A 20,658-nucleotide genomic window follows, 5' to 3' on the forward strand; every position below is an offset into this window, starting at 1 on the left:
GAGGTCACTCCGTGACTCGTGAGTGGTTATCAGGGTCCTGACCCTGATAACCACTCACGGGCAGCTCCGCTGCCACCTCCCCGGCCCGGGCCCCGGACACCCGGAGCGAACCGTCGGCGACGGCGTCGTCCCAGCGCGTGACGCCCCGGGCGAGCGCGAGCCAGGTGCGGGTGTCGGTCTCGACGACGTTCGGCGGGGTGCCACGGGTGTGCCGGGGCCCCTCGATGCACTGGACGGCGCCGAACGGCGGGACCCGGACCTCGACGCTGTGCCCCGGTGCCCGCCGCGCCAGCTCGGCGAGGGATTCCTTGACGGCGGCCTTGCGGGTGGCCCGGTCGGGTTCCGGGCCGCCCGCCAGCCAGTCGTGGATCGGGTCGGTCACACCGAGACGGGGCCGAACCGGGCCGGGAGGGTGCCCTCCCACGCGGTCCGCAGCTCGTCGAGGGCCAGCTCGCCGACGGCGTCGCCCAGGTGCAGCGCGGTGCCGCCGGTCTCGCCGATCCGCGCCGCGGGCACGCCGGCCTCGGCGGCCCGGGCGAGGAAGGCGTCCGCGTCCGCGACCGTGACCAGGACCCGCCCGGCGGACTCGGAGAACAGCGCGGTGAACGCGTCGCCGTGCACGGCGGCGAGGTCGATCCGGGCGCCCCGGTTCCCGGCCAGGGCGGCTTCGACCAGGCCCTGGGCCAGGCCCCCGTCGGACAGGTCGTGGCTGCCGGTGAGCACGCCGTCGCCCGCCGCCGACGCCAGCAGCCCGGCCAGGCGCCGCTCGTGCTCCAGGTCGACGGCCGGCGGGCGCCCGCCGAGGTGCCCGTGCACCTCGTGCGCCCACTCGGAGCCGCCGAACTCGGCGGCGGTCGTCCCGAGCAGGACGACCGCGTCGCCATCGGCCCCGGCGAACCCGGCCGGGACCGCCGTGGTCACGTCGTCGATCACACCGAGGACGCCGACGACCGGGGTCGGGAGGATCGCGGTCGTCCCGGTCTGGTTGTAGAAGCTGACGTTCCCGCCGGTCACCGGGGTGCCGAGCACCGCGCAGCCGTCGGCGAGCCCGCGCACGGCCTGCTGGAACTGCCACATGACGTGCGGGTCCTCCGGCGACCCGAAGTTCAGGCAGTCGGTGACGGCCAGCGGGACCGCCCCGGAGGTGGCGACGTTGCGGTAGGCCTCGGCGAGCGCCAGCTGCGCACCGGTGTACGGGTCCAGCGCGACGAACCGGGCGTTGCAGTCGGTCGCGACGGAGATCCCGCGGCCGGTCTCCTCGTCGACCTGGACGACGCCGGCGTCGGCGCCGTGCGCGGCGACCGTGTTGCCGCGCACGTAGCGGTCGTACTGGTCGGTGACCCAGGACCGGCTCGCGAGGTTCGGCGCGGCCGCCATCCGCAGCACCTCGGCCCGCAGCTCGGAGGGCGCCTCCGGGCGGGGCAGCTTCTCCGGGTCGTCCGCGTTCAGCGCGTCCTGCTTCACGTCGTCGCGGGCCACCGGGCGGCGGTAGACCGGGCCCTCGTGGGCGACGGTGCGCGGCGGGACGTCGACGACGGTCTCGCCGCCGGAGGTGATGACCAGCCGGTCGCCCTCGGTGACCTCACCGATCACCGAGGCGAGCACGTCCCACTTGCGGCAGACGTCGAGGAAGGCGTCGACGTCCTCGGGCTTCACGACGGCGCACATCCGCTCCTGCGACTCGGAGGAGAGGATCTCGGCCGCGGTCATGCCGGTGGCCCGCAGCGGGACCTCGTCGAGGTCGACCCGCATGCCGCCGTCCCCGGCGGAGGCCAGCTCGGAGGTCGCGCAGGCCAGGCCGGCGCCACCGAGGTCCTGGATGCCGACGACCAGCCCGGACCCGAACAGCTCCAGGCAGCACTCGATGAGGACCTTCTCGGTGAACGGGTCGCCCACCTGCACGCTGGGGAGCTTCTTCCGTCCGGTACCGCCGGTGGTCTCGTCGAACGTCTCGGAGGCGAGCACCGAGACGCCGCCGATGCCGTCCAGCCCGGTCGTCGCACCGAACAGGATGATCTTGTTGCCGGTCCCGGAGGCGAACGCCAGGTGCAGGTCCTCGGCCTTCAGCGCGCCCACGCAGAGCGCGTTGACCAGCGGGTTCCCCGCGTAGGAGGGGTCGAACACGACCTCGCCGGCCACGTTCGGCAGGCCCAGGCAGTTGCCGTAGCCGCCCACGCCGGCGACGACGCCGGGCAGCACCCGGGCGGTGTCGTCGGCCTCGCACGGGCCGAACCGCAGCGGGTCGCCGACCGCGATCGGGCGGGCGCCCATCGCCATGATGTCGCGGACGATGCCGCCGACGCCGGTCGCCGCACCCTGGTACGGCTCCACGTAGGACGGGTGGTTGTGCGACTCGACCTTGAACGTCACCGCCCAGCCGTCGCCGATCGAGACGACACCGGCGTTCTCCCCGATCCCGGCGAGCATCGCGGAGCGCATCTCGTCGGTGGTGGTCTCGCCGAAGTACCGCAGGTGCACCTTCGACGACTTGTACGAGCAGTGCTCGCTCCACATCACCGAGTACATCGCCAGCTCGGCGTCGGTGGGCCGGCGGCCGAGGATCTCCCGGATGCGGGCGTACTCGTCGTCCTTGAGGCCCAGTTCGCGGTAGGGCTGCGGCTGCTCCGGCGTCGCCTCGGCGTGCTTGACGGAATCGGCCTGCACCTGGGACTGCGTCACGGCGCCAGGGTAGACGGCCCGCCGCAGCGATCCCCCGCCCCCGAGACCCGGCTCACGACCTCAGGCGGTGACCTGCGCCAGTGCCGAGGTGAACAGCCCCAACCCGTCCGCGGACGGCCCGGTGAGCGCGCTCGTCGCGTGCTCCGGGTGCGGCATGAGCCCGACGACGTTCCCGGCCGGGTTGGTGATCCCGGCGATCCCCCGCGACGAGCCGTTCGGCGCGCCGTCGCGGTACCGGAACGCGACGAGACCCTCGCCCTCCAGCCGGTCCAGGGTGGCGGGGTCGGCGACGTAGCGGCCCTCCTGCGACTTCAGCGGGATCATCAGCTCGTCGCCCGCCGTGTAGTCCCGGGTCCAGGCGGTCCGTGCGTTCTCCACGGTCAGTACCAGGTCCCGGCACAGGAAGTGCATCCCGGCGTTGGCGACCAGCGCACCGGGCAGCAGGTGGGCCTCGCAGAGGATCTGGAACCCGTTGCAGATGCCGAGCACCGGCAGCCCGCGCCCGGCCGCCTCGACGACCTCGCGCATGATCGGCGCGAGCGAGGCGATCGCCCCGGCCCGCAGGTAGTCGCCGTAGGAGAACCCGCCCGGGACGACGACCGCGTCCACGCCGGCCAGGTCGTGGTCGCCGTGCCACAGCGGGACGGCGTCGGCGCCGGCGCGGCGGACCGCGCGGGCGGCGTCGACGTCGTCGAGCGTGCCGGGGAAGGTGATCACACCGACACGGCTCACAGCCGGGTCACCGTCCAGTCCTCGATCACCGGGTTCGCCAGCAGGGAGCCGGCGAGCCGGTGCAGGGTCTCGTCGTCGATCCCCTCGTCGACCTCGAGCTCGAAGTGCTTGCCCTGCCGCACCCCGCTCACCCCGGACACGCCGATCCGGCCGAGCGCCCGGGTCACGGCCTGACCCTGGACGTCGAGGATCTCGGGCTTGGGCATCACGTCCACCACCACTCTGGCCACGACGCTCAGCCTACGGTGAACCCGCACCTGGGCTCGACGTGCCGGCCCTCACCCCTGGTCGAGGACCTCGACCAGCCGCGCCGCGAACTCGGCGGGCTTGCCCGGGTAGCCGAACTCGTCGCCGGCGAAGCCGCCGTGGTGGCTCGGGAAGACGACGACGTCCTGCCCGAGCCGGGCGGCGAGCGCCCGCGTGGTCCGCGCGGTGCACGTGTCACCGGTCTCCTCGCCGACCGCGAGCACCACCCGCGTCGGTGCGGCGGCGAGCGCCCCGGCGTCGGGTACCACCCGGAGCACGGCCGCCGAGCGGTCGGACAGCAGCGGGTCGTCACGCGAGCCGTCGTCGTCGGTGGGCAGGCCGAAGGCGGCCGGGTCCGGCGGCCCGGCGGCGAAGTACTCCTCGGTGAACGGGCCGGACCACGACGTGTAGCTGATGAAGGCGGCCATCCCGGCGCCCCAGCCCTTCGTGTCGTAGACCTCGCGGACGTCGCGCCAGGCCCGCCAGGCGGCGCCGGAGTCGGGGAGCTCGCCGATCAGCGGTGGCTCGTGCGCGACCAGCACCCGGACGTCGTCCGGGTGGGCCTCGACGAGCGTCAGCGCCGTCACCGCTCCCCCGCTGCTGGCGAGCAGGTCCACCGGCCCGCCGATCGCGCCGATCAGGGCGTGCACGTCGGCGGCCTGCACGTGCGGGTCGTTGTCGGTGCGCCCGTCGCGCCGCGTGCTGCGCCCGAGACCACGCGGGTCATAGGCGACCACCCGGCGGTCCGGCAGCTGCGCGGCGAGCGCGCGGAACCCGGAGGCGTCCATCGGCTGGCCGATCGCGAGCAGCGTTGGCTCACCAGGTGCCGGGTCGGGGCCGTGGACGTCGTAGACGATGTCGGCGTCGTCGAGATGAAGGGTGCGTGTGTCCATGTCCGGTGGACCGGGCCCGCGGGGGGAACTCATCGACGCCCGGGGCGACGCGCCGACCTCACCCACCCGGACGAACGGCCGCCGACGCGGGATGCTGGTGGCATGCAGCTGACGTACGGGGCGGTCGGCACCTGATGGGGATGCGCTGGGAGCAGGTCGTCGTGGACGCCCGGGACCCGGTACGGCTGGGCCGCTGGTGGGCCGAGGCGCTGGACTGGGTGGTGGTGAACGCCTCGCCGCAGGAGTTCGAGATCCAGCCGGCCGAGGGTGTCACCCCGGGGATGGTCTTCGTGGCGGTCCCGGAGGGGAAGCGGACCAAGAACCGGATGCACATCGACCTGCGCCCGGACGGCGTGCGGGACTCGGAGGTCGCGCGGCTGCTCATGCTGGGCGCGACGAAGGTCAACATCGGGCAGCACTCGGACCAGCCGTGGACGGTGCTCGCCGACCCCGAGGGCAACGAGTTCTGCGTGCTCGGCGAGCGCCGGTCCGGCTGACCGGCCGGCTCCGTCCACAGGTGGCACCGGTTGTCCACAGGCAGACACACACTGTGGACAACCGGGCCCTTCGCCGGGTGGTCGGGGGGTCAGGCCGCGGGCGCGGCGGCCGGGAACAGGCCACGGTGGACCGCACCGGCCGCACCGGCGTTCCGGGCGGCGTCGACGGCGGCCAGCGCCGCGTCGGCCCGGTGTGGCTTACGGAGGTCCTTGGCCCGCAGCGCGATCCGCACGATGCCGCCGCGGTCGGCGATCCGGACGGCCTGCTGCTGAAGTGCACGGCCCCGGCGGCGGTCCCCCGTCGCCCTCTCGGACCCCAGCCACGGCTCCGAGCTGCGGAAGGTCAGCACCTTCGCCCGCAGCACCGGCCCGCCGGGCACGCGCAGCGAGGTCTCGTCGGCGCACAGGCCGAAGCCGTGCTCGGCGAGCGCCTCGAGGGTGCCGGCGGAGGCGACCCAGCGCGGCGCCGCGAACCCGTCCGTGGACAGCCCGGTCGCGGTGAGGACCCGCCGGGCGGCGGTCAGCCGCAGGCCCGCCTCGTGCCGGGGCAGCGCCCCGAACTCGCTCCGCCGGCCGATCCGGGGCACGGCCCCGTTCTGCCAGGACCCCACCGGGTCGGCGGTGTGGTCGTAGCCGTGCAGCAGGACGTCGTCGCCGGCGCCGACCCGGCCCGCGATCCAGCGGACCAGGTCGTCACCCCGCCGCAGCGCGTGCTCGGGCCCCTTGGGCTGCACGAGATGGGTGAGCGGCACGCCGAGGCGGTCGAGCTCGGCGGCGAACGCGACGGCCCGGGCCCGGTCGGCGTCGGTGGCGTCGGTCAGGCCGGACAGCGACACCAGCAGCGTGCTCATGCCCCCAGGGAACCCGACGGAGATGAACCCTGCGTGAGTCCCACCGGTCCCCCCGGCGACGCCCGCACGTCGGTCAGCGCGCCGTGAAGCCGCCGTCCACCTTCAGCTCGGCACCGTTGACCATGGCGGCCTCGTCCGAGGCCAGGTACACCACGGCCGCGGCGATCTCCGGCGGCTCGGCGAACCGCCGCGCCGGGATCTCCGCCCGGTGCGCGTCGCCGGCCGGGTTGTCCCACACCTTCCGCCCGAGCTCGGTGAGGACGACGGTCGGCGAGACCGCGTTCACCGTCACGCCGTGCGGGCCCCACTCGACGGCGAGCGTGCGGGTCAGCCCGTTGATCCCGGCCTTGGACGCGCAGTACGCGGCGTGCTTCTCCAGCCCGCTGCTCGCCGCCTGCGAGGCCAGGTTCACGATCCGCCCGCGGCCCTGCTCGACCATCACCCGTCCGGCCGCCTTGGCCATCAGCCAGGACCCGGTGAGGTTGACGTCCAGCGTCCGGCGCCACTCGTCGATCCCCAGGTCCAGCGCGGGCGCGAGCAGCGCGATGCCGGCCGAGTTGACCAGGACGTCCAGCCGGCCGTGCCGGTCGACGACCTCGCCGACGCAGCGCTCGGCGTCGTCCGGGTCGGCGACGTCGACCCGGTGCGCCGAGGCGCAGCCGTCCAGGCCGTCCTCCTTCAGGTCCGCCCCGGCGACCGTGGCGCCCTGCGCGGCCAGCGCGGACGCCACCTCCGCCCCGATACCGGAGGCCGCACCGGTGACCAGCGCGACCCGGCCCGTCAGATCGAACATCAGCAGTCCGTCCCCACCGGCTGTGCCACGGCGAGCGGCTCGCCGTCGCGGCTGTCGTAGTCGTTCAGCGCGGCGACCTTCGCCGCGGAGGCGCTCTGCGGGTCGAACCGGTGGTCCAGCCACTCGGACGCCAGCTTGCGCGCCAGCTCGATCCCGACGACGCGCTGCCCGAAGCACAGCACCTGGGCGTCGTTGGACTTGACCGAGCGCTCCACCGAGAACGTGTCGTGCGCGGTCACGGCCCGGATGCCGGGCACCTTGTTCGCCGAGATCGCCACGCCGAGGCCGGTGCCGCACACCAGCAGTGCCCGGTCCGCCTCGCCGTCGGCGACCTTCCGGGCCGCGGCCACGCCGATGTGCGGGTAGGCCGTGTGCCCGTCCGGGCCGACGCCGACGTCGATCACCTCGGCGACCCGGTCGTCGGCCTGCAGGTCGGCCTTGAGGCGCTCCTTGTAGTCGAACCCGGCGTCGTCGGCGCCGACCACGATGCGCAGCTTGTCGCTCACTTGCTCTCCTCCAGAACGGAACCGACGGCGGTGACCACCAGTCCCATCGAGATCGCCCCCGCGTCGGGGGTCCCCACGCTCTTGTCCGCCAGCGGCCGCGCGCGCCCGATCCGGGGCCGCAGCTCGGCGGTCTGCCGTGCCCGTGCCGTCGCGACCTCCGCGGCGGCCACCCAGGCCGGGGCGAGCCCCTCGCCCCCGCCGACCCGCCGCTCCAGCTCCTCGGCGAACGGCAGCAACGCGTCCAGCAGCGTCTTGTCGCCGAGCGCGGCCCCGCCGAGCTGCTGGATCGTCGTCGCGAACTCACGGACCCCGGCGGCCACCTCGGCGGCCGGGTACGTCTGGGCGGTGTCACCGAGCCGGCGGCCCAGTGCCTCCAGCGCCGCGCCCCACAGGACCCCGGACGTGCCGCCCGCCCGTTCCGCCCAGGCCTGCCCGGCCTGCTGGAGCAGCCAGCCACCGCCGACCTCCTCGCCGGCGCCGGCGACCCGGGCGGTGGCCGCGGTGATGCCCTTGAGCATGCCGCGGCCGTGGTCGCCGTCCCCGGCGACGGCATCGATCCGGCCGAGCTCGTGCTCGTGCTCGCGGATCGTGTCCTCGACGGCGACGAGTGCGGCCCGGACGGTGGCGGCCAGCCCGCGCGCGGCCTCGCTCGCCTCCGGGGCGGTGACGACGGCGGCGTCCTCGGCCAGCTCGTCGGCGCCCGGCGCGCGCAGCGCGGCCAGCGGGGCGGCCGCCTTGCGGTAGGCGGGCGTGTAGGCGTCGGCCCGCCAGAGCGGCTCCAGCTCGTCGTCCAGCCACATGAGGGTCAGCGAGCAGCCGCCCATGTCGAGGCTGGTCACGAGCTCGCCGACCTCCGGGTCGACGATCTCGCACCCGGCGTCGCGCAGCCGCGCCGACACGTGCCCCCAGAGCAGGAACAGCTCCTCGTACTTCGTGGTGCCGAGCCCGTTGAGGATCGTGCCGACCCGGTGCGGCGCGCCGGCCGGGGCGTTCTTCAACACCTCGGCGACCAGCAGGTCGGCGAGCTCGCGGGCCGGGAGCATCGGGACGTCCCGGATGCCGGGCTCGCCGTGGATGCCCAGCCCGAGCCCGAGGTGCCCCTCCGGGACGGTGAACAGCGGCTCGTCCTCGCCGGGCATCGTGCACCCGGAGAACGCGACGCCCAGGGTGCGGGTGGCGGCGTTCGCCGCCCGGCCCAGCCGTTCCACCTCGTCGATGCCGAGGCCCTGTGCGGCGGCCGCGCCCATCACCTTGAACACCGTGAAGTCGCCGGCGATGCCGCGGCGCTTCTCCTCGGTGTCGGCGGAGGCGACGTCGTCGGTGACGATCACGATCCGGGCGTCGATCCCCTCTGCCCGCAGCCGCTCGGCCGCGATGCCGAAGTTCATGACGTCACCGGCGTAGTTGCCGAAGCTGAAGATCACGCCCCGGCCCTGGTCGGCGGCCTTGCCCACCGAGTAGGCCTGGGCCGCCGACGGCGAGGTGAAGATGTTCCCGACGACGGCGCCGTGCGCCAGGCCGGGCCCGACCGTCCCGCAGAACGCCGGGTAGTGGCCCGACCCGCCGCCGATCACCACGGCGACCTGCGGCTGGTCGCCCCGGTGGGCGACCACACCGCCGTGCACCCCGCGGACGCGGTCGGCGTAGAGGTCGAGGAAACCGGCGAGCTGGTCGTCGGCGAACTCGGCCGGGTCGTCGAAGATCCTGGTCATGTCCCCTCCTCAGGAACCGCTGACGGGGGTGGCGGCCGGCTCGCGGGTCTCGGCCGCGTCCTGGGGGACGTCGAGGAACGAGACCATCACGAAGGCCGCGGCGTAGAGGGCGACGAAGGCCCAGACGACGCCGACGTTGCCGGTGCCCAGCGCGAGCATCAGGGCGACGACACCGGAGCCGAGGAACGCGGCGCCACCGGCGGCGGTGGTGTACATGGCCATCGCGGCGCCCTTGTGGTCGGGTGCCAGCGCCGGCATGATCGCGCCCATCGGGACGAACCCGGCGAGCAGGCAGCCGAACACGCAGCCCGCGGCGACCGAGACCCAGAACCCCCAGGTGGAGCCGGCCGGCACGGCGTGCGGCACGTACCACCACAGCAGCAGGCCGACCGCGGAGCCGAACACGCCGAACCACTGGACGGTGCGGCGCCAGCCCCACTTGTCGCCGACCCAGCCGAAGACCGCGTTGACCCCGATGTTGGTCGCGTAGACGAACACGGTCATGGTCAGCCAGCGGCTCTGTCCCCAACCGAGGTCGGTGGCGATGACCGTCGGCAGGATGATGAACATGCCGTACTGCGGTGCGGTGTTGATCAGCCGGACGAGGAAGCCCATGAGGATCTTGGGGCTGCGTGCGGTCAGCCGCAGGCCGGCGGTGACCACCTGGGCGGTCGTCTCGCCGGCCGGGGCCAGCCGGGTGTTCGCGTGCTGCTCGCGGACGCCGAACCGGGCGATCAGGTAGCCGGCTACGACCAGCGCGGTCGAGCCGACCATCGCGGCGGTCTCACCGCCGGTGGACCCGCCGAACGCGGGGATCATGCCGATCGCGAACAGCGAGCCGAGGGTGGGCAGGCCACCGGTGAACATGACGTAGAACCACCCGACGGCGACGCCGTTGCGCTCGTACGGCGTGACCACGTTGATCCACACCAGGAACGCGAACGCGAACAGCGGGTAGCCGAAGCCGCGCAGGAAGTAGGTCAGCGCGACCAGGGGGAGGCTGCCGAGCTGCAGGCTCAGCAGGAACAGCACCTCGAAGACCACCCAGATGACCACGCCGAGGGTCATCACCCGGCGCGGGCCCCACAGGTCGGCGAGCGCCCCGGAGAGGTAGCTGGCGACCAGGACGGCGAGGCTGTAGCCGCTGATGATCGTCGCGACCGTGGCCTCGGGCGACCCGAGGACCGCCTCGATGTGCGGTGAGATGAAGTTGGACTCGGTCCCGTTGCCGGTCATGAAGACCAGCACGCCGAGGAAGCCCCAGCGCAGCGTGTGCGGGATGCCGATGCGGTCGAGGAAGGTCTCGCGGACGGCTCCGTTGCTCATCGTCGGCTCCTCAGGCGTTCGGGAGGATCGAGACCTTGACCGACGCACCCGTGGTGTCGCCGACCAGGTCGAGGGCCTTCTGGAAGTCCGCGAGCGGCACCTGGTGGGTGCAGATGTCGGAGATCGGGAGCTTGCCGTCCTCCAGCATCTTGATCGCGGCGGGCCAGCAGTGCGGGCCGAGGTGGGCGCCGCGGACGTCGAGCTCCTTGTCGTCGGAGATGATCGACCAGTCGACGGTCACCTCGGAGCCGAAGACCGAGTACTCGACGAACGTGCCGAGCTTGCGCAGCAGGTTGAGGCCCTGTGCGACGGCCGGGACCGCGCCCGAGCCCTCCAGGTAGACGTCGGCGCCGTAGCCGTCGGTCAGCTCCTTGACCCGGGCGACGGCGTCCTCCCTCGCGATGTTGATCGTGAGGTCGGCGCCGGTGCGCCGGCCCAGCTCGAGCTTGTCGTCGTCGAGGTCCAGGGCGATCAGCAGCTTCGGGTTCTTGGCCCGGGCGCCGGCGATCAGGCCCAGCCCGATCGGGCCGCAGCCGGCCACGACCACGACGTCGTCGAACGAGATCGTGGCCCGCTCGACCGCGTGCAGCGCGCAGGACAGCGGCTCGGCGAACGCGGCGTGGTGCGGCTCCAGCTCCGGCGAGACCTTGTGAACCCGTGCGCGGGTCGGGACCAGCATGTACTGGGCCATCGCGCCGTTGAAGTTGCGGAAGCCGAACATGTCGTGCGGGCCGCACATCCAGTACTGGCCGCGCCGGCAGTAGCGGCACTCCTCGCACGGGACGATCTGCTCACAGGCGACACGGTCGCCGACCTCGACGCCGTGCCGGGCCAGGCCCTCGGCGTCGCCGTCGACGATCCGGCCGACGAACTCGTGCCCGGGGGTGACGCCGGTCTGGGCCCAGGCGGGGCGGTTGTCGTCGCCCCAGAACTTGGCGGCGCCGTGGTAGCACTTCAGGTCGCTCGCGCACACACCCACGGCCTCGACCTGCATCAGCAGCTCACCGGCCCCCGGCTTCGGGACGTCCACCTCCTCGAGCCGGTAGTCCTCGGGGCCGTGCACGACCACGGCCTGCATCCGGGCGGGAATCGGTGCTTCGACAGCCACGGCAGAACCTCCATTGGTGCCATGCGTACCTAGGCATGAGCGGTTGTTCTGAGCATGCGTTCCCTCGTGAACATTCGTCAACACATCGGTTCCAAGATGAACAAACGTGCACTATGGTGGGGTCGAGACGATCCTCCCGAGGGGAAGGAGGCCGGCGATGGCGCCGCGCGAGTTCACCCGCCGTGACCTGGGGCTCATGCACCGGGCCGCACGGCTGTACTACCTGGACGAGCTCAACCAGGCCGCGATCGCCGAGCGGCTGACGGTGTCGCGGCCGACCGTGTCCCGGCTGCTCGCCGAGGCCCGGCGGGTCGGGATCGTGCGGATCTCGGTCCACGACCCGGACACCCTGCGCACCGGCGGTGACGACTCGCTGCGGCTGGCCGCGGCGCTCGGGATCGACAAGGTGTGGCTGGCGCCGTTCGCGGCGGGCACCGACCTGGGCGGGACGCTGGTGGAGCCGGTCGGCGAGGCGCTGCGCGAGGCCGGGCTCACCGCCGGGGACGTGCTGCTGGTGTCGTCCGGCCGGACCGTGTGGGAGCTCAGCCACGAGGCGCTGCCCGCGGTGCCGGGCATCGAGATCGTCCCGACCGTCGGCGGCGTCGCCGAGCCGGAGGCCTGGCACCAGACCAACGAGATCACCCGGGCGGTCGCCGAGCGGATGCAGGGCCGGCCGCACTTCCTGTTCACCCAGGCCATGCCGTCACCGGCGATGAGCGCGACACTCGCCGAGGACCCCGAGTTCCGGCGGGTCACCGGGTTCTGGACCCGGGCGTCCGCCGCGCTGGTCGGCGTCGGCGCGCCGCCCGCGGGCCGCGATTCGATCTCCACCTCGGTCCCGCTGGACGACGAGGGCCTGCGCGCCGGGGTCGGTGACGTCTGCCTGAACTTCTACCGCTCCGACGGCGGCGCGATCGCGTTCCCGGGCAGCGACCGGATGGTGCGGATCTCCCCGGAGATCCTGCAGAAGGTGCCGCGGACGATCGCGGTCGCCGTCGGGTCGGAGAAGGTGCCGAGCATCCTCGGCGGGGCGAAGGCGGGCCTGTTCAACCGGCTCGTCACCGACGTCCCCACCGCGCAGGCGGTGCTGGAGGCGGCCGGTGCCGCGCGGTGACATGGCGGTGCGCGCCTCCGCCCGACCCGCGCGGAACATCGGTCGCCGTCGGTGCGGCTGCCGGCCCGCACGTTCTCGCCCTGCGCAGGACGGCAACGCGCAGGTCAACCCCGGCGCGGCGCCCGACACGCGCGTTCGTGCCCTGCGCGGGGCGCGATCGTGCTGATCGACCCCGGACCGGCGCACGAAACGCACCTTCTCGCCCCACCCAGGGCAGCGACCGCGTTGATCAACCCGGCCGGGCGCACGAGACGCACGTTCTCGCCTCGCCCAGGGCGCGACCGCGCTGATCGACCCGAGCACGGCGCTCCACCTGGACCTTCTCGCCCCGCCCATGGCGCGACCGTGCTGATCGACCCCCGCCCCGCGCGCGAGACGCACGATCTCGCCCTGCGCGGGGCGCGATCGTGCTGATCGACTCCGGTCGGGCGCACGAGATGCACGGTGATGCCCGTTCGAGGCGGAAAGGTGCTGATCGATCCGCGACCGAGGGTCGATCAGCACGAACGCGCCCCAGCCGGGGCAGGACCGTGCTGATCGACCCGGGCACAGCGCTCCACGCTCACGTTCTCGCCCTGCGCGGGGCGCGACCGCGCTGATCGACCCCGGCCCGGCGCACGAGACGCACGTTCTCGCCCTGCGCGGGGCCGGACCGTGCTGATCGACCCCTGCGCCGCACTCGAGACGCACGTTCTCGCCCCACCCATGGCACGACCGCGCTGATCGATTCCTGCACCGCGCTCGAGACGCACGTTCTCGCCCTGCGCGGGGCGCACTCGTGCTGATCAACTCCAGCCCCGCGCACGAGATGCACGTTGATGCCCCGTTCGAGGCGGAAAGGTGCTGATCGATCCGCGACCGAGGATCGATCAGCACGAACGCGCCCCACCCCGGGGGGATCGCGTTGATCGATCCGGCGCGCGCCCGGGACGCCGCCTTGCCGGTGCCCGCCGGCGTGCGGCCCGGCAGATCGTCAGGCGGTCGGGGACTCCCAGGTCTTCCCGGTGATCCGCCGGTACACCTCGGCGTACCGGTCCCGCACCACCTGCACCACGTCGTCGGGCACCTCCGGGCCGGGCGCGGTGCGGTCCCAGTCCAGCGAGGCCGACCAGTCCCGCACGTACTGCTTGTCGAAGGAGAACTGCGGGCGGCCCGGCTCGTAGGAGTCGACCGGCCAGAACCGGGACGAGTCCGGGGTGAGCACCTCGTCGCCCAGGACGATCTCACCGGTGGCGTCCCGGCCGAACTCCAGCTTGGTGTCGGCGACCAGGATCCCGCCCTGCGCGGCGGACTCGGCGCCGCGCCGGTAGACCTCGAGGGTGAGGTCCCGCAGCCGGGTGGCGACGTCCGCGCCGAGCAGGGCCACGACGTCGTCGAACGTCATGAACTCGTCGTGCTCGCCGACCGGCGCCTTGGTGGTCGGCGTGAAGATCGGCTCGGGCAGCCGGGAGCCCTCGACGAGCCCGTCGGGCAGCCGCACGCCGGAGACCGCGCCGGTGCGCTGGTACTCCTTCAGGCCGAGCCCGGTGAGGTAGCCGCGGGCGATGCACTCGACCGGCAGCATCTCCAGCGGGCGGCACCGCACCGCGCGGCCGGCGAACTCGGCCGGGACGTCGTGCGTGCCGAGCACGTGGTTCGGCACCAGGTCCGAGGTCCGCTCGAACCAGTACAGCGACAGCGCGGTGAGGATCGCGCCCTTGTCCGGGACCGGGGTCGGGAGGACGACGTCGTAGATCGACAGCCGGTCCGATGCGACGAGCAGCAGCTCGGCCGGGTCGACGGACTCGTCGAGATAGAGCTCGCGGACCTTGCCGGAGTGGACGAGCTTCACAGGATGCCCCCGGGCGTGTAGGCGGCGGCCTCCGGGTGCTTCGCCGTGATCGCGGCGATCTTCTCGTTCACCGCGGTGACCTGCCCGGACGCGGCCCCGGTGAACCGGAGCGGGTCCTCGAGGAGCCGGTCGAGGGTGCCGGCGGGCAGGCCGAGCCGCTCGTCGCCGGCCAGCCGCTGGAGGAGGTCGTTGTCGGCCTGGCCCTGTTCCCGCATGGCCAGCGCGACGGCGACCGCGTGCTCCTTGATGACCTCGTGCGCGGTCTCGCGGCCCACCCCGGCGCGGACGGCCGCCATCAGGACCGCGGTCGTCGCCAGGAACGGCAGGTAGCGGTCCAGCTCGCGGGCGATCACCGCGGGATAGGCGCCGAACTCGTCGAGCACGGTCAGCGTGGTCTCGAAGAGCCCGTCGAGGGCGAAGAACGCGTCCGGCAGCGCGACCCGGCGCACCACCGAGCAGGACACGTCGCCCTCGTTCCACTGCGCACCGGCCAGGTCGGCGGTCATCACCGACAGGCCGCGCAGGATCGTCATCAGCCCGTTGATGCGTTCCGCGGAACGCGCGTTCATCTTGTGCGGCATCGCGCTCGACCCGACCTGGCCCGGGGCGAACCCCTCGGTCGCCAGCTCGGCGCCGGCCATCAGCCGGATCGTCGTCGCCAGCGACGACGGCGCCGCGGCCAGCTGCACCAGCGCGGTGACGACGTCGTGGTCCAGCGACCGCGGGTAGACCTGGCCGACGCTGGTGAACCCGTCGGCGAACCCGAGGTGCACCGCGACCCGCCGCTCCAGCTCCTCCAGCTTGGCCGCGTCGCCGAGCAGGTCGAGCATGTCCTGCGCGGTGCCCATCGGGCCCTTGATCCCGCGCAGCGGGTACCGCGAGCGCAGGTCCTCCAGCCGGGCGTGCGCGACGAGCAGCTCGTCGGCGGCGGTGGCGAACCGCTTGCCCAGGGTGGTGGTCTGCGCGGCGACGTTGTGGCTGCGGCCGGCCATGACCAGCTCGGCGTACTCGCCGGCGCGGCGCCCGAGCCGGGCCAGCACCGCGACGGTCCGGTCGGCGACCAGCTCCAGGGACAGCCGGATCTGCAGCTGCTCGACGTTCTCGGTGAGGTCCCGGCTGGTCATGCCCTTGTGGACCTGCTCGTGGCCGGCCAGGGCGTTGAACTCCTCGATCCGGGCCTTCACGTCGTGCCGGGTGACCCGCTCGCGCGCGGCGATCGAGTCGAGGTCCACCCGCTCGACGACCGCCTCGTAGTCGGCGATCACCTGCTCGTCGACGTCGATGCCGAGGTCGCGCTGGGCGCGGAGCACCGCGATCCACAGCCGTCGCTCCAGCTGGATCTTGTATTCCGGGGACCAGAGGCGGACGAGCTCGGGACTCGCGTAGCGCGCGGCCAGCACGTTGGGAATCACGTGGCGCGATGATAATCGCAGGTCGGACGGGCGTGACGGGCAGGGAGCCCGGACTCACACCTGCTCGATCGCCTCCCGCAGGGCCGCGCGGGCGATCCCGCGGGGATCCGGCTCGGCCTCGATCAGCGCGGTGAGCACGATGCCGTCGACCAGCGCGGTCACCCGCCGCACCTCCCCCGGCCCGGGCCGGCGCCCGGCGGCGCGGGTGAGTGCCTCGGCGAGCAGGGCGTCGAACTCGACCCGCTGGTCGCGCAGCAGCCCGGCCAGGAACGGGCGGCGCCCGGACCCGATCAGCCGCTCGAACCGGCGGAGCACCGCGTCGAGCCCCTCGGTCCGCGACCGGGGACCGAGCAGCAGGTCGAGGACGATCTCGTTCGGGTCGTCGTGCACGTCGAGGCACGTGCGGGCGTCGGCCAGCTCCTCCCGGGCGAGCTGGTCCAGCGCGGCGCCCACGAGTTCCTCCAGCGAGGAGAAGTAGTACGTCGTCGCGGCCAGCGGCACGCCGGCCCGCTCGGCGACCGCGCGGTGCCGGATCGCGTCGAACCCGCCCTCGGCCAGCAGCTCGGCGGCGGCGGCGACGAGCAGGGCCCGCCGCCGCTCACCCTTCTCGGTCTGCTTCCCCGGGGCGCTCACCCGGTCATCCTGCCCCGCGCACGCACGGTCCTTCGAGTGCCGTTGCGGACTCGTCACCACGGGAGCCGCTGGTCGCGAGGCTGTCCGTGACCGTTTCGTGACCCTGCTGTGTCGGCCGGGATGCGAATGGACGAGAATCGGCGCGTGCGCCCGTCCTCCCGCAGCCGCCGAGCGTCACGCACCACGCTGCGTGCCACCGTGCCCGACGACGAGCCGATCGACCTCCGCTCGGACACCGTGACGGCGCCGACCGCGGCCATGCGCAAGGCGATGGCCGCCGCGGAGGTCGCCGACGACGTCCTCGACCGCGACCCCACCATGCGGGAGCTGGAGGAGCGGGTCGCGGGCATGCTCGGCGCCGCGGACGCGTTGTGGACCCCGACCGGGTCCATGGCGAACCTGATCGCGCTGATGAGCCACCTCGGCCGCGGCGAGTCGTTCCTCGCCCCGCAGGGCGCGCACGTCCTCGACAGCGAGCTCGGGACGGCGGCCTGGCTGGCCGGCGGGATGCCGCGGCCGCTGCCCCACGACGGCGGCCCCGGCAAGGTCACCGCCTCCGCGGTCCGGCGGGCCGCGGCCGACGACGGCTCGTACACCGCGCTGCACCCGGCGCTGCTCTGCCTGGAGAACACGCACAACGCCGCGGGCGGCACGATCACCGCGCCCGAGGAGCACGCGGCGGTCGCCGCGGCTGCGCGGGCCGCCCGGCTGGCCGTGCACCTCGACGGGGCCCGGCTGTGGAACGCCGCCGTCGCGCTCGGGGTGCCGCCCGGGGCGCTCACCGTCGGCGCGGACACCGTGTCGGTCTCCCTGAGCAAAGGGCTCGGCGCCCCGGTCGGGTCGGTCGTCGCCGGGTCGGTCGAGTTCGTCGAGCAGGCCCGGCGGCTGCGGAAGATGCTGGGCGGCGGGATCCGGCAGGGCGGGATCCTGGCCGCGGCCGGGCTCGTCGCGCTGGAGGACACCGACCGGCTCACCGAGGACCACGCGCTGGCCACGAAGCTGGCCGCCGGGATGCGGGAACGCGGCTGGCGGGTCCGGGAGCCGCAGACGAACATCGTGCTGGTGGACGTCGCCGACCTGCGCGGGACGATCGGCGCGTTCGGCGAGGCCGGTGTCAAGGCCGGTGCGGTCGGCGGGAAGCTGCGCCTGATGACCCACCGTGACGTCACCGAGAAGCACGTGACCGCGGCGCTGGACCGGATCGGCGAGGTCGGGCCGGCCAGCACCGGGTCGCCGGGCGCCCCGCCCGCGCCGTTCCCACGGCGGGACGAGGGCGCCGGCAGCGCGCTGGGCTGACTGCGTACCGGCGCTCACACTGTCGCGCCGGGTCAAGTCGATGTCGTGCGAGGTCAAGTCGGCGCGCACGATCGGGTCCACACTCGGTGACGGCCGGATGTCGTCGCGGAAGCCGGTCCGCTTCCGCCGACCATGGGAGCGGCCCGGAGCCCGCACCCGTCCGGTGCCAGCCCCGCGCGCCGCCGAACCGCAGGACCGCCATGACCAGCCCACCCCCGTCCACTCCCGACGTCCCGGACACCCCGGCCGCGGGGCTCGTCGCCGACGGCATCGCCGTCGACGGCACGCACGGCCCGCTGCTGACCCCGACCTCGCTGCACGCCGTCCCGGGGCAGGTGCTGCTCGTCGCCGGTCCGCCCGGGTCCGGGCACACCGCGCTCGCGCTGTGCCTGGCCGGGCGGATGATCCCCACCCGCGGCCGGGTCACGCTCGACGGCGACGACTCCCCCGCTCGGCTGCGGCGCGCGGTCGCCGTGGTCGACACCCCCGGGGTCAGCGAGCCGGATCCGGTGCTGCCGCTGCGCACGGTCGTCGGCGAGGAGCTGGCGATGGCCGGCCGCGGTACCCTGCCGCGTGCGGTGGTTGCCTGGCTGGCCGAGCGCGGAGCCGAGCAGTGGGCCCGGGCCCGGTTCGAGGACGTTCCCGCCCCGGTCCGGATCACTCTGACCATCGAGCTGGCCGCGGCCCGGCCCGGGGTCGAGATCCTGGTCCTGACCGCGCCGGACCGGCACGGCGGCACCCCGGTGACCTGGTGGCAGACTGCCCTGATGCACGCGGCTGCGGGCCGGACCGTGGTCGTGACCTGCACGGAGTCGTCCGCTGCGCTGCTCGGCGTCCCGGCAGTCCGGCTCGGGGCCGGCCACCCGGAGCGGACCCGATGAGCGCGCTCCGGATGGCGATCAGCGAGCTGCGGCGGATCACCGCGGGCCGCCTCCCGGTCCTGGCGGTGCTGGCGCTGCTCCTGATCCCGATGCTGTACGCGGGCTTCTACCTCTACGCCAACGGCGATCCGTACTCCCGCCTGGACCGGGTCCCGGCCGCACTCGTCGTCGAGGACGCCGGGGGCACCGACGCCGGGGGCCGGCCGCAGAACGTCGGCGAGCAGGTCGCGACGGAGCTCGAGGAGTCCGGCTCGTTCGACTTCCACCGGGTCGACGCCGCCGAGGCCGACCGCGGTGTCCGCGACAACGACTACACCTTCGCCCTCACGCTCCCGCGCGACTTCACCGCGGCACTGCGGTCCTCCGCCGACTTCGCCCCGCGCCCGGGTGTGCTCGTGCTGACCACGAACGACGCCAACAACTACCTGGTCCGCACGATCGCCGACACCCTCACCGGCCGGGTCAGGGAGTCGGTCGCCCGCCAGGTCGGGACCGAGGCCGCGGACACCTTCCTCACCGGCTTCTCCACGATCCACACCAGGACCCAGGAGGCCGCGAACGGGGCCGGCCGGCTCGCCGACGGGGCCCACCAGGCGCACGACGGTGCCGCGCAGCTCGCCGGCGGGGCCGACCGGCTGGCCTCCGGGCAGCGCCGGCTCCTGGGCGGCGCGGAGCAGCTGGCCGCCGGCGCCGGGGAGCTCTCGTCCGGGGCGGGCACGCTCGCGCACGGGGCGGGGACGGCCGCAGCCGGGGCCGACCGCCTCGGCTCCGGCGCCGGCGAGCTCGCGACAGGCCTCGGCACGCTGCGGGACGCGACCGCGCAGCTGCCCGAGCAGTCCCGCCGGCTGGCCGACGGCGCCCGGCAGGTCGCCGACGGCAACGCCCGGCTTGCCGCCGCCGGTGACCGGCTCGCGGAGGAGAGCGCCCGGCTGGCGTCGCAGCTCGACGCCGCCGACGGCGCGGTGGCGGCCGGGCTGCGGGCGCGCGGGTTCACCGAGGACCAGGTGCAGGACGCCCTGAGCGTGCTGGCCGAGGCGAAGCAGCCGCTGACCCGGGGCAACGCCCGCGTGCAGGAGGCGACCGGGCAGCTCGACCGGCTCGGCTCGGGGGCGGACCAGGTCGCCGACGGCGCCGAGCGGCTCGCCGCGTCCGCCCCGCAGCTGTCCGGCGGGATCGCGCGCGCCGCCGACGGCGCCGGAGCGCTGCGGGACGGCGCCTCCGAGCTGGCCGGCGGCGTCCGCAAGCTCTCCGACGGCGCCACCCGGCTCTCGACCGGGGCGACCGCGCTGAGGTCCGGGGCCGACCAGCTGGTCGACGGCGAGCGCACCGCGGTCGACGGCACCGACCGGCTCGCCGACGGCGCGCACCGGCTCGACGGGGGCACGGGCGAGCTGGCCGCCGGCGCCGCGCAGCTGCGGGACGGCCTGAACTCCGGGCTCGGCCAGATCCCGAACCCGGCCCCGGACGTCCGGGAGGCCACGGCGCGGACCATCGGCGACCCGGTCGCCACCCGCGACGTCGCGCACTCGCAGGCCGACACCTACGGCGCGGGCCTCGCCCCGTTCTTCATGGCGCTGGCCACCTGGATCGGCGGCTACGTGCTGTTCCTGCTGCTGCAGCCGCTGTCCCGGCGGGCGATCGCGGCCGGGCAGAACCCGCTGCGGGTGGCGCTCGGCGGCTGGATCCCGGCGGCCCTGCTCGGGATGCTGCAGGTGCTGGGGATGTTCGCGATCGTCGTGTTCGGGCTGGGGATCACCCCGGTGCACGCGGTCGCGACGCTGGGGTTCCTGTGCCTGGTGTCGCTGACGTTCACCGCGATCGTGCACGCGCTGAACGCGTGGTTGGGGAGCGTCGGGCAGTTCCTCGGGCTGGTGCTCATGGTGCTGCAGCTGGTCTCGGCGGGCGGGACGTTCCCGTGGCAGACCATCCCGGAGCCGCTGTACCCGATACACCACGTGATGCCGATGGGCTACGCCGTCGACGCGCTGCGGCACCTGATGTACGGCGGCGAGCTGACCGGCGTCGTCGGGACGGCCGTGCCGGTGCTGCTCGCGTGGCTGCTGGGGGCGGTCACGGTCGCGACCCTGGCCGCCCGCAGGCAGCGGGTGTGGACGCCGGCGGCGGTGAAGCCCGAACTGGTCCTCTGAT

19 protein-coding genes are annotated in these 20,658 nt (G+C 74.2%); 5 read left to right on the top strand and 14 right to left on the bottom strand.

Going from position 1 to position 20,658, the window contains the following annotated elements:
• Window positions 1-4: 4 nt before the first annotated feature.
• From H7X46_RS23890 to H7X46_RS23910, 5 genes are read right to left on the bottom strand one after another with little or no spacing between them, the layout of a single operon-like run.
• Window positions 5-382 carry a sterol carrier family protein gene (locus H7X46_RS23890; RefSeq protein ID WP_186361497.1) on the bottom strand — a complete coding sequence of 126 codons (378 nt, stop codon included), beginning with the start codon at window positions 380-382 and terminating at the stop codon, window positions 5-7.
• On the bottom strand, window positions 379-2,679 hold the full coding sequence (gene purL / locus H7X46_RS23895; RefSeq protein WP_186361498.1) for a phosphoribosylformylglycinamidine synthase subunit PurL: 2,301 nt from the start codon (window positions 2,677-2,679) through the stop codon (window positions 379-381). The genes H7X46_RS23890 and purL overlap by 4 nt, the downstream gene beginning before the upstream one ends.
• A 60-nt stretch (window positions 2,680-2,739) precedes the next feature.
• Window positions 2,740-3,411: a phosphoribosylformylglycinamidine synthase subunit PurQ gene (purQ, locus tag H7X46_RS23900; protein WP_186361499.1), complete on the bottom strand. Its 672-nt coding sequence runs from the start codon at window positions 3,409-3,411 to the stop codon at window positions 2,740-2,742.
• A complete protein-coding gene (gene purS, locus H7X46_RS23905; RefSeq protein ID WP_186361500.1) occupies window positions 3,408-3,641 on the bottom strand; it encodes a phosphoribosylformylglycinamidine synthase subunit PurS in 234 nt (77 codons plus the stop codon). Before purS ends, purQ begins: the two co-directional genes overlap by 4 nt.
• A gap of 48 nt (window positions 3,642-3,689) precedes the next feature.
• Window positions 3,690-4,550, bottom strand: coding sequence for an alpha/beta fold hydrolase (locus H7X46_RS23910; RefSeq protein WP_186361501.1), 861 nt, complete (start codon window positions 4,548-4,550; stop codon window positions 3,690-3,692).
• Between the two features lie 134 nt (window positions 4,551-4,684).
• Between H7X46_RS23910 and H7X46_RS23915 the strand changes: the two genes are divergently transcribed.
• A complete protein-coding gene (locus H7X46_RS23915) occupies window positions 4,685-5,047 on the top strand; it encodes a VOC family protein (RefSeq protein WP_186361502.1) in 363 nt (120 codons plus the stop codon).
• Window positions 5,048-5,136: 89 nt separating this feature from the next.
• Here the strand turns inward: H7X46_RS23915 and H7X46_RS23920 are convergent, their stop codons facing one another.
• The 6 genes from H7X46_RS23920 to H7X46_RS23945 form a co-directional block, all read right to left on the bottom strand.
• Window positions 5,137-5,898, bottom strand: a complete 762-nt coding sequence (locus tag H7X46_RS23920) for a DUF2334 domain-containing protein (protein WP_186361503.1) — start codon at window positions 5,896-5,898, stop codon at window positions 5,137-5,139.
• Window positions 5,899-5,971: 73 nt separating this feature from the next.
• Window positions 5,972-6,691 (bottom strand): GolD/DthD family dehydrogenase, encoded by a 720-nt coding sequence (locus H7X46_RS23925; RefSeq protein WP_186361504.1) that lies wholly within the window; start codon window positions 6,689-6,691, stop codon window positions 5,972-5,974.
• Window positions 6,691-7,197: a ribose-5-phosphate isomerase gene (locus tag H7X46_RS23930; protein ID WP_186361505.1), complete on the bottom strand. Its 507-nt coding sequence runs from the start codon at window positions 7,195-7,197 to the stop codon at window positions 6,691-6,693. The genes H7X46_RS23925 and H7X46_RS23930 overlap by 1 nt, the downstream gene beginning before the upstream one ends.
• Window positions 7,194-8,909, bottom strand: a complete 1,716-nt coding sequence (locus H7X46_RS23935) for a dihydroxyacetone kinase family protein (protein ID WP_186361506.1) — start codon at window positions 8,907-8,909, stop codon at window positions 7,194-7,196. The genes H7X46_RS23930 and H7X46_RS23935 overlap by 4 nt, the downstream gene beginning before the upstream one ends.
• 9 nt (window positions 8,910-8,918) lie before the next feature.
• Window positions 8,919-10,235, bottom strand: a complete 1,317-nt coding sequence (locus H7X46_RS23940; protein WP_186361507.1) for an MFS transporter — start codon at window positions 10,233-10,235, stop codon at window positions 8,919-8,921.
• 10 nt (window positions 10,236-10,245) lie between these two features.
• Window positions 10,246-11,343 carry an alcohol dehydrogenase catalytic domain-containing protein gene (locus H7X46_RS23945; RefSeq protein ID WP_370588930.1) on the bottom strand — a complete coding sequence of 366 codons (1,098 nt, stop codon included), beginning with the start codon at window positions 11,341-11,343 and terminating at the stop codon, window positions 10,246-10,248.
• Between the two features lie 157 nt (window positions 11,344-11,500).
• On the opposite strand from H7X46_RS23945, the gene H7X46_RS23950 reads away from it, so the two are divergent.
• Window positions 11,501-12,457 (top strand): sugar-binding transcriptional regulator, encoded by a 957-nt coding sequence (locus H7X46_RS23950; protein ID WP_186361508.1) that lies wholly within the window; start codon window positions 11,501-11,503, stop codon window positions 12,455-12,457.
• Between the two features lie 973 nt (window positions 12,458-13,430).
• On the opposite strand, the gene H7X46_RS23955 is transcribed toward H7X46_RS23950, so the two are convergent.
• Genes H7X46_RS23955 through H7X46_RS23965 form a run of 3 tightly spaced genes read right to left on the bottom strand, consistent with a single transcriptional unit; the run spans window position 13,431 to window position 16,333 of the window.
• Window positions 13,431-14,288, bottom strand: a complete 858-nt coding sequence (locus H7X46_RS23955; protein WP_186361509.1) for a phosphoribosylaminoimidazolesuccinocarboxamide synthase — start codon at window positions 14,286-14,288, stop codon at window positions 13,431-13,433.
• Window positions 14,285-15,700, bottom strand: a complete 1,416-nt coding sequence (gene purB / locus H7X46_RS23960) for an adenylosuccinate lyase (protein WP_370588931.1) — start codon at window positions 15,698-15,700, stop codon at window positions 14,285-14,287. The genes H7X46_RS23955 and purB overlap by 4 nt, the downstream gene beginning before the upstream one ends.
• Before the next feature lie 54 nt (window positions 15,701-15,754).
• Complete coding sequence (locus tag H7X46_RS23965; RefSeq protein WP_186361510.1) at window positions 15,755-16,333, bottom strand: TetR family transcriptional regulator; 579 nt, start codon at window positions 16,331-16,333, stop codon at window positions 15,755-15,757.
• Between the two features lie 126 nt (window positions 16,334-16,459).
• Between H7X46_RS23965 and H7X46_RS23970 the strand changes: the two genes are divergently transcribed.
• The 3 genes from H7X46_RS23970 (at window position 16,460) to H7X46_RS23980 (ending at window position 20,657) form a co-directional block, all read left to right on the top strand.
• Entirely contained in the window at window positions 16,460-17,629 is a 1,170-nt protein-coding gene (locus H7X46_RS23970) for a low specificity L-threonine aldolase (RefSeq protein WP_186361511.1), read from the top strand.
• A gap of 200 nt (window positions 17,630-17,829) precedes the next feature.
• On the top strand, window positions 17,830-18,510 hold the full coding sequence (locus H7X46_RS23975; RefSeq protein ID WP_186361512.1) for an ATP-binding cassette domain-containing protein: 681 nt from the start codon (window positions 17,830-17,832) through the stop codon (window positions 18,508-18,510).
• Window positions 18,507-20,657, top strand: coding sequence for a YhgE/Pip domain-containing protein (locus tag H7X46_RS23980; protein ID WP_186361513.1), 2,151 nt, complete (start codon window positions 18,507-18,509; stop codon window positions 20,655-20,657). Before H7X46_RS23975 ends, H7X46_RS23980 begins: the two co-directional genes overlap by 4 nt.
• The last annotated feature ends 1 nt before the right edge of the window (window position 20,658 follow it).

The sequence above is a fragment of the Pseudonocardia sp. C8 genome (genome assembly GCF_014267175.1).
Lineage (GTDB): Bacteria > Actinomycetota > Actinomycetes > Mycobacteriales > Pseudonocardiaceae > Pseudonocardia.

Coding starts and splice junctions, on each gene's coding strand:
- H7X46_RS23980 (WP_186361513.1), top strand. CDS start 18,507: ATGAGCGCGCTCCGGATGGCGATCAGCGAGCTGCGGCGGATCACCGCG.
- H7X46_RS23920 (WP_186361503.1), bottom strand. CDS start 5,898: ATGAGCACGCTGCTGGTGTCGCTGTCCGGCCTGACCGACGCCACCGAC.
- H7X46_RS23950 (WP_186361508.1), top strand. CDS start 11,501: ATGGCGCCGCGCGAGTTCACCCGCCGTGACCTGGGGCTCATGCACCGG.
- H7X46_RS23935 (WP_186361506.1), bottom strand. CDS start 8,909: ATGACCAGGATCTTCGACGACCCGGCCGAGTTCGCCGACGACCAGCTC.
- H7X46_RS23910 (WP_186361501.1), bottom strand. CDS start 4,550: ATGGACACACGCACCCTTCATCTCGACGACGCCGACATCGTCTACGAC.
- H7X46_RS23940 (WP_186361507.1), bottom strand. CDS start 10,235: ATGAGCAACGGAGCCGTCCGCGAGACCTTCCTCGACCGCATCGGCATC.
- H7X46_RS23925 (WP_186361504.1), bottom strand. CDS start 6,691: ATGTTCGATCTGACGGGCCGGGTCGCGCTGGTCACCGGTGCGGCCTCC.
- H7X46_RS23975 (WP_186361512.1), top strand. CDS start 17,830: ATGACCAGCCCACCCCCGTCCACTCCCGACGTCCCGGACACCCCGGCC.
- H7X46_RS23970 (WP_186361511.1), top strand. CDS start 16,460: ATGGACGAGAATCGGCGCGTGCGCCCGTCCTCCCGCAGCCGCCGAGCG.
- H7X46_RS23915 (WP_186361502.1), top strand. CDS start 4,685: ATGGGGATGCGCTGGGAGCAGGTCGTCGTGGACGCCCGGGACCCGGTA.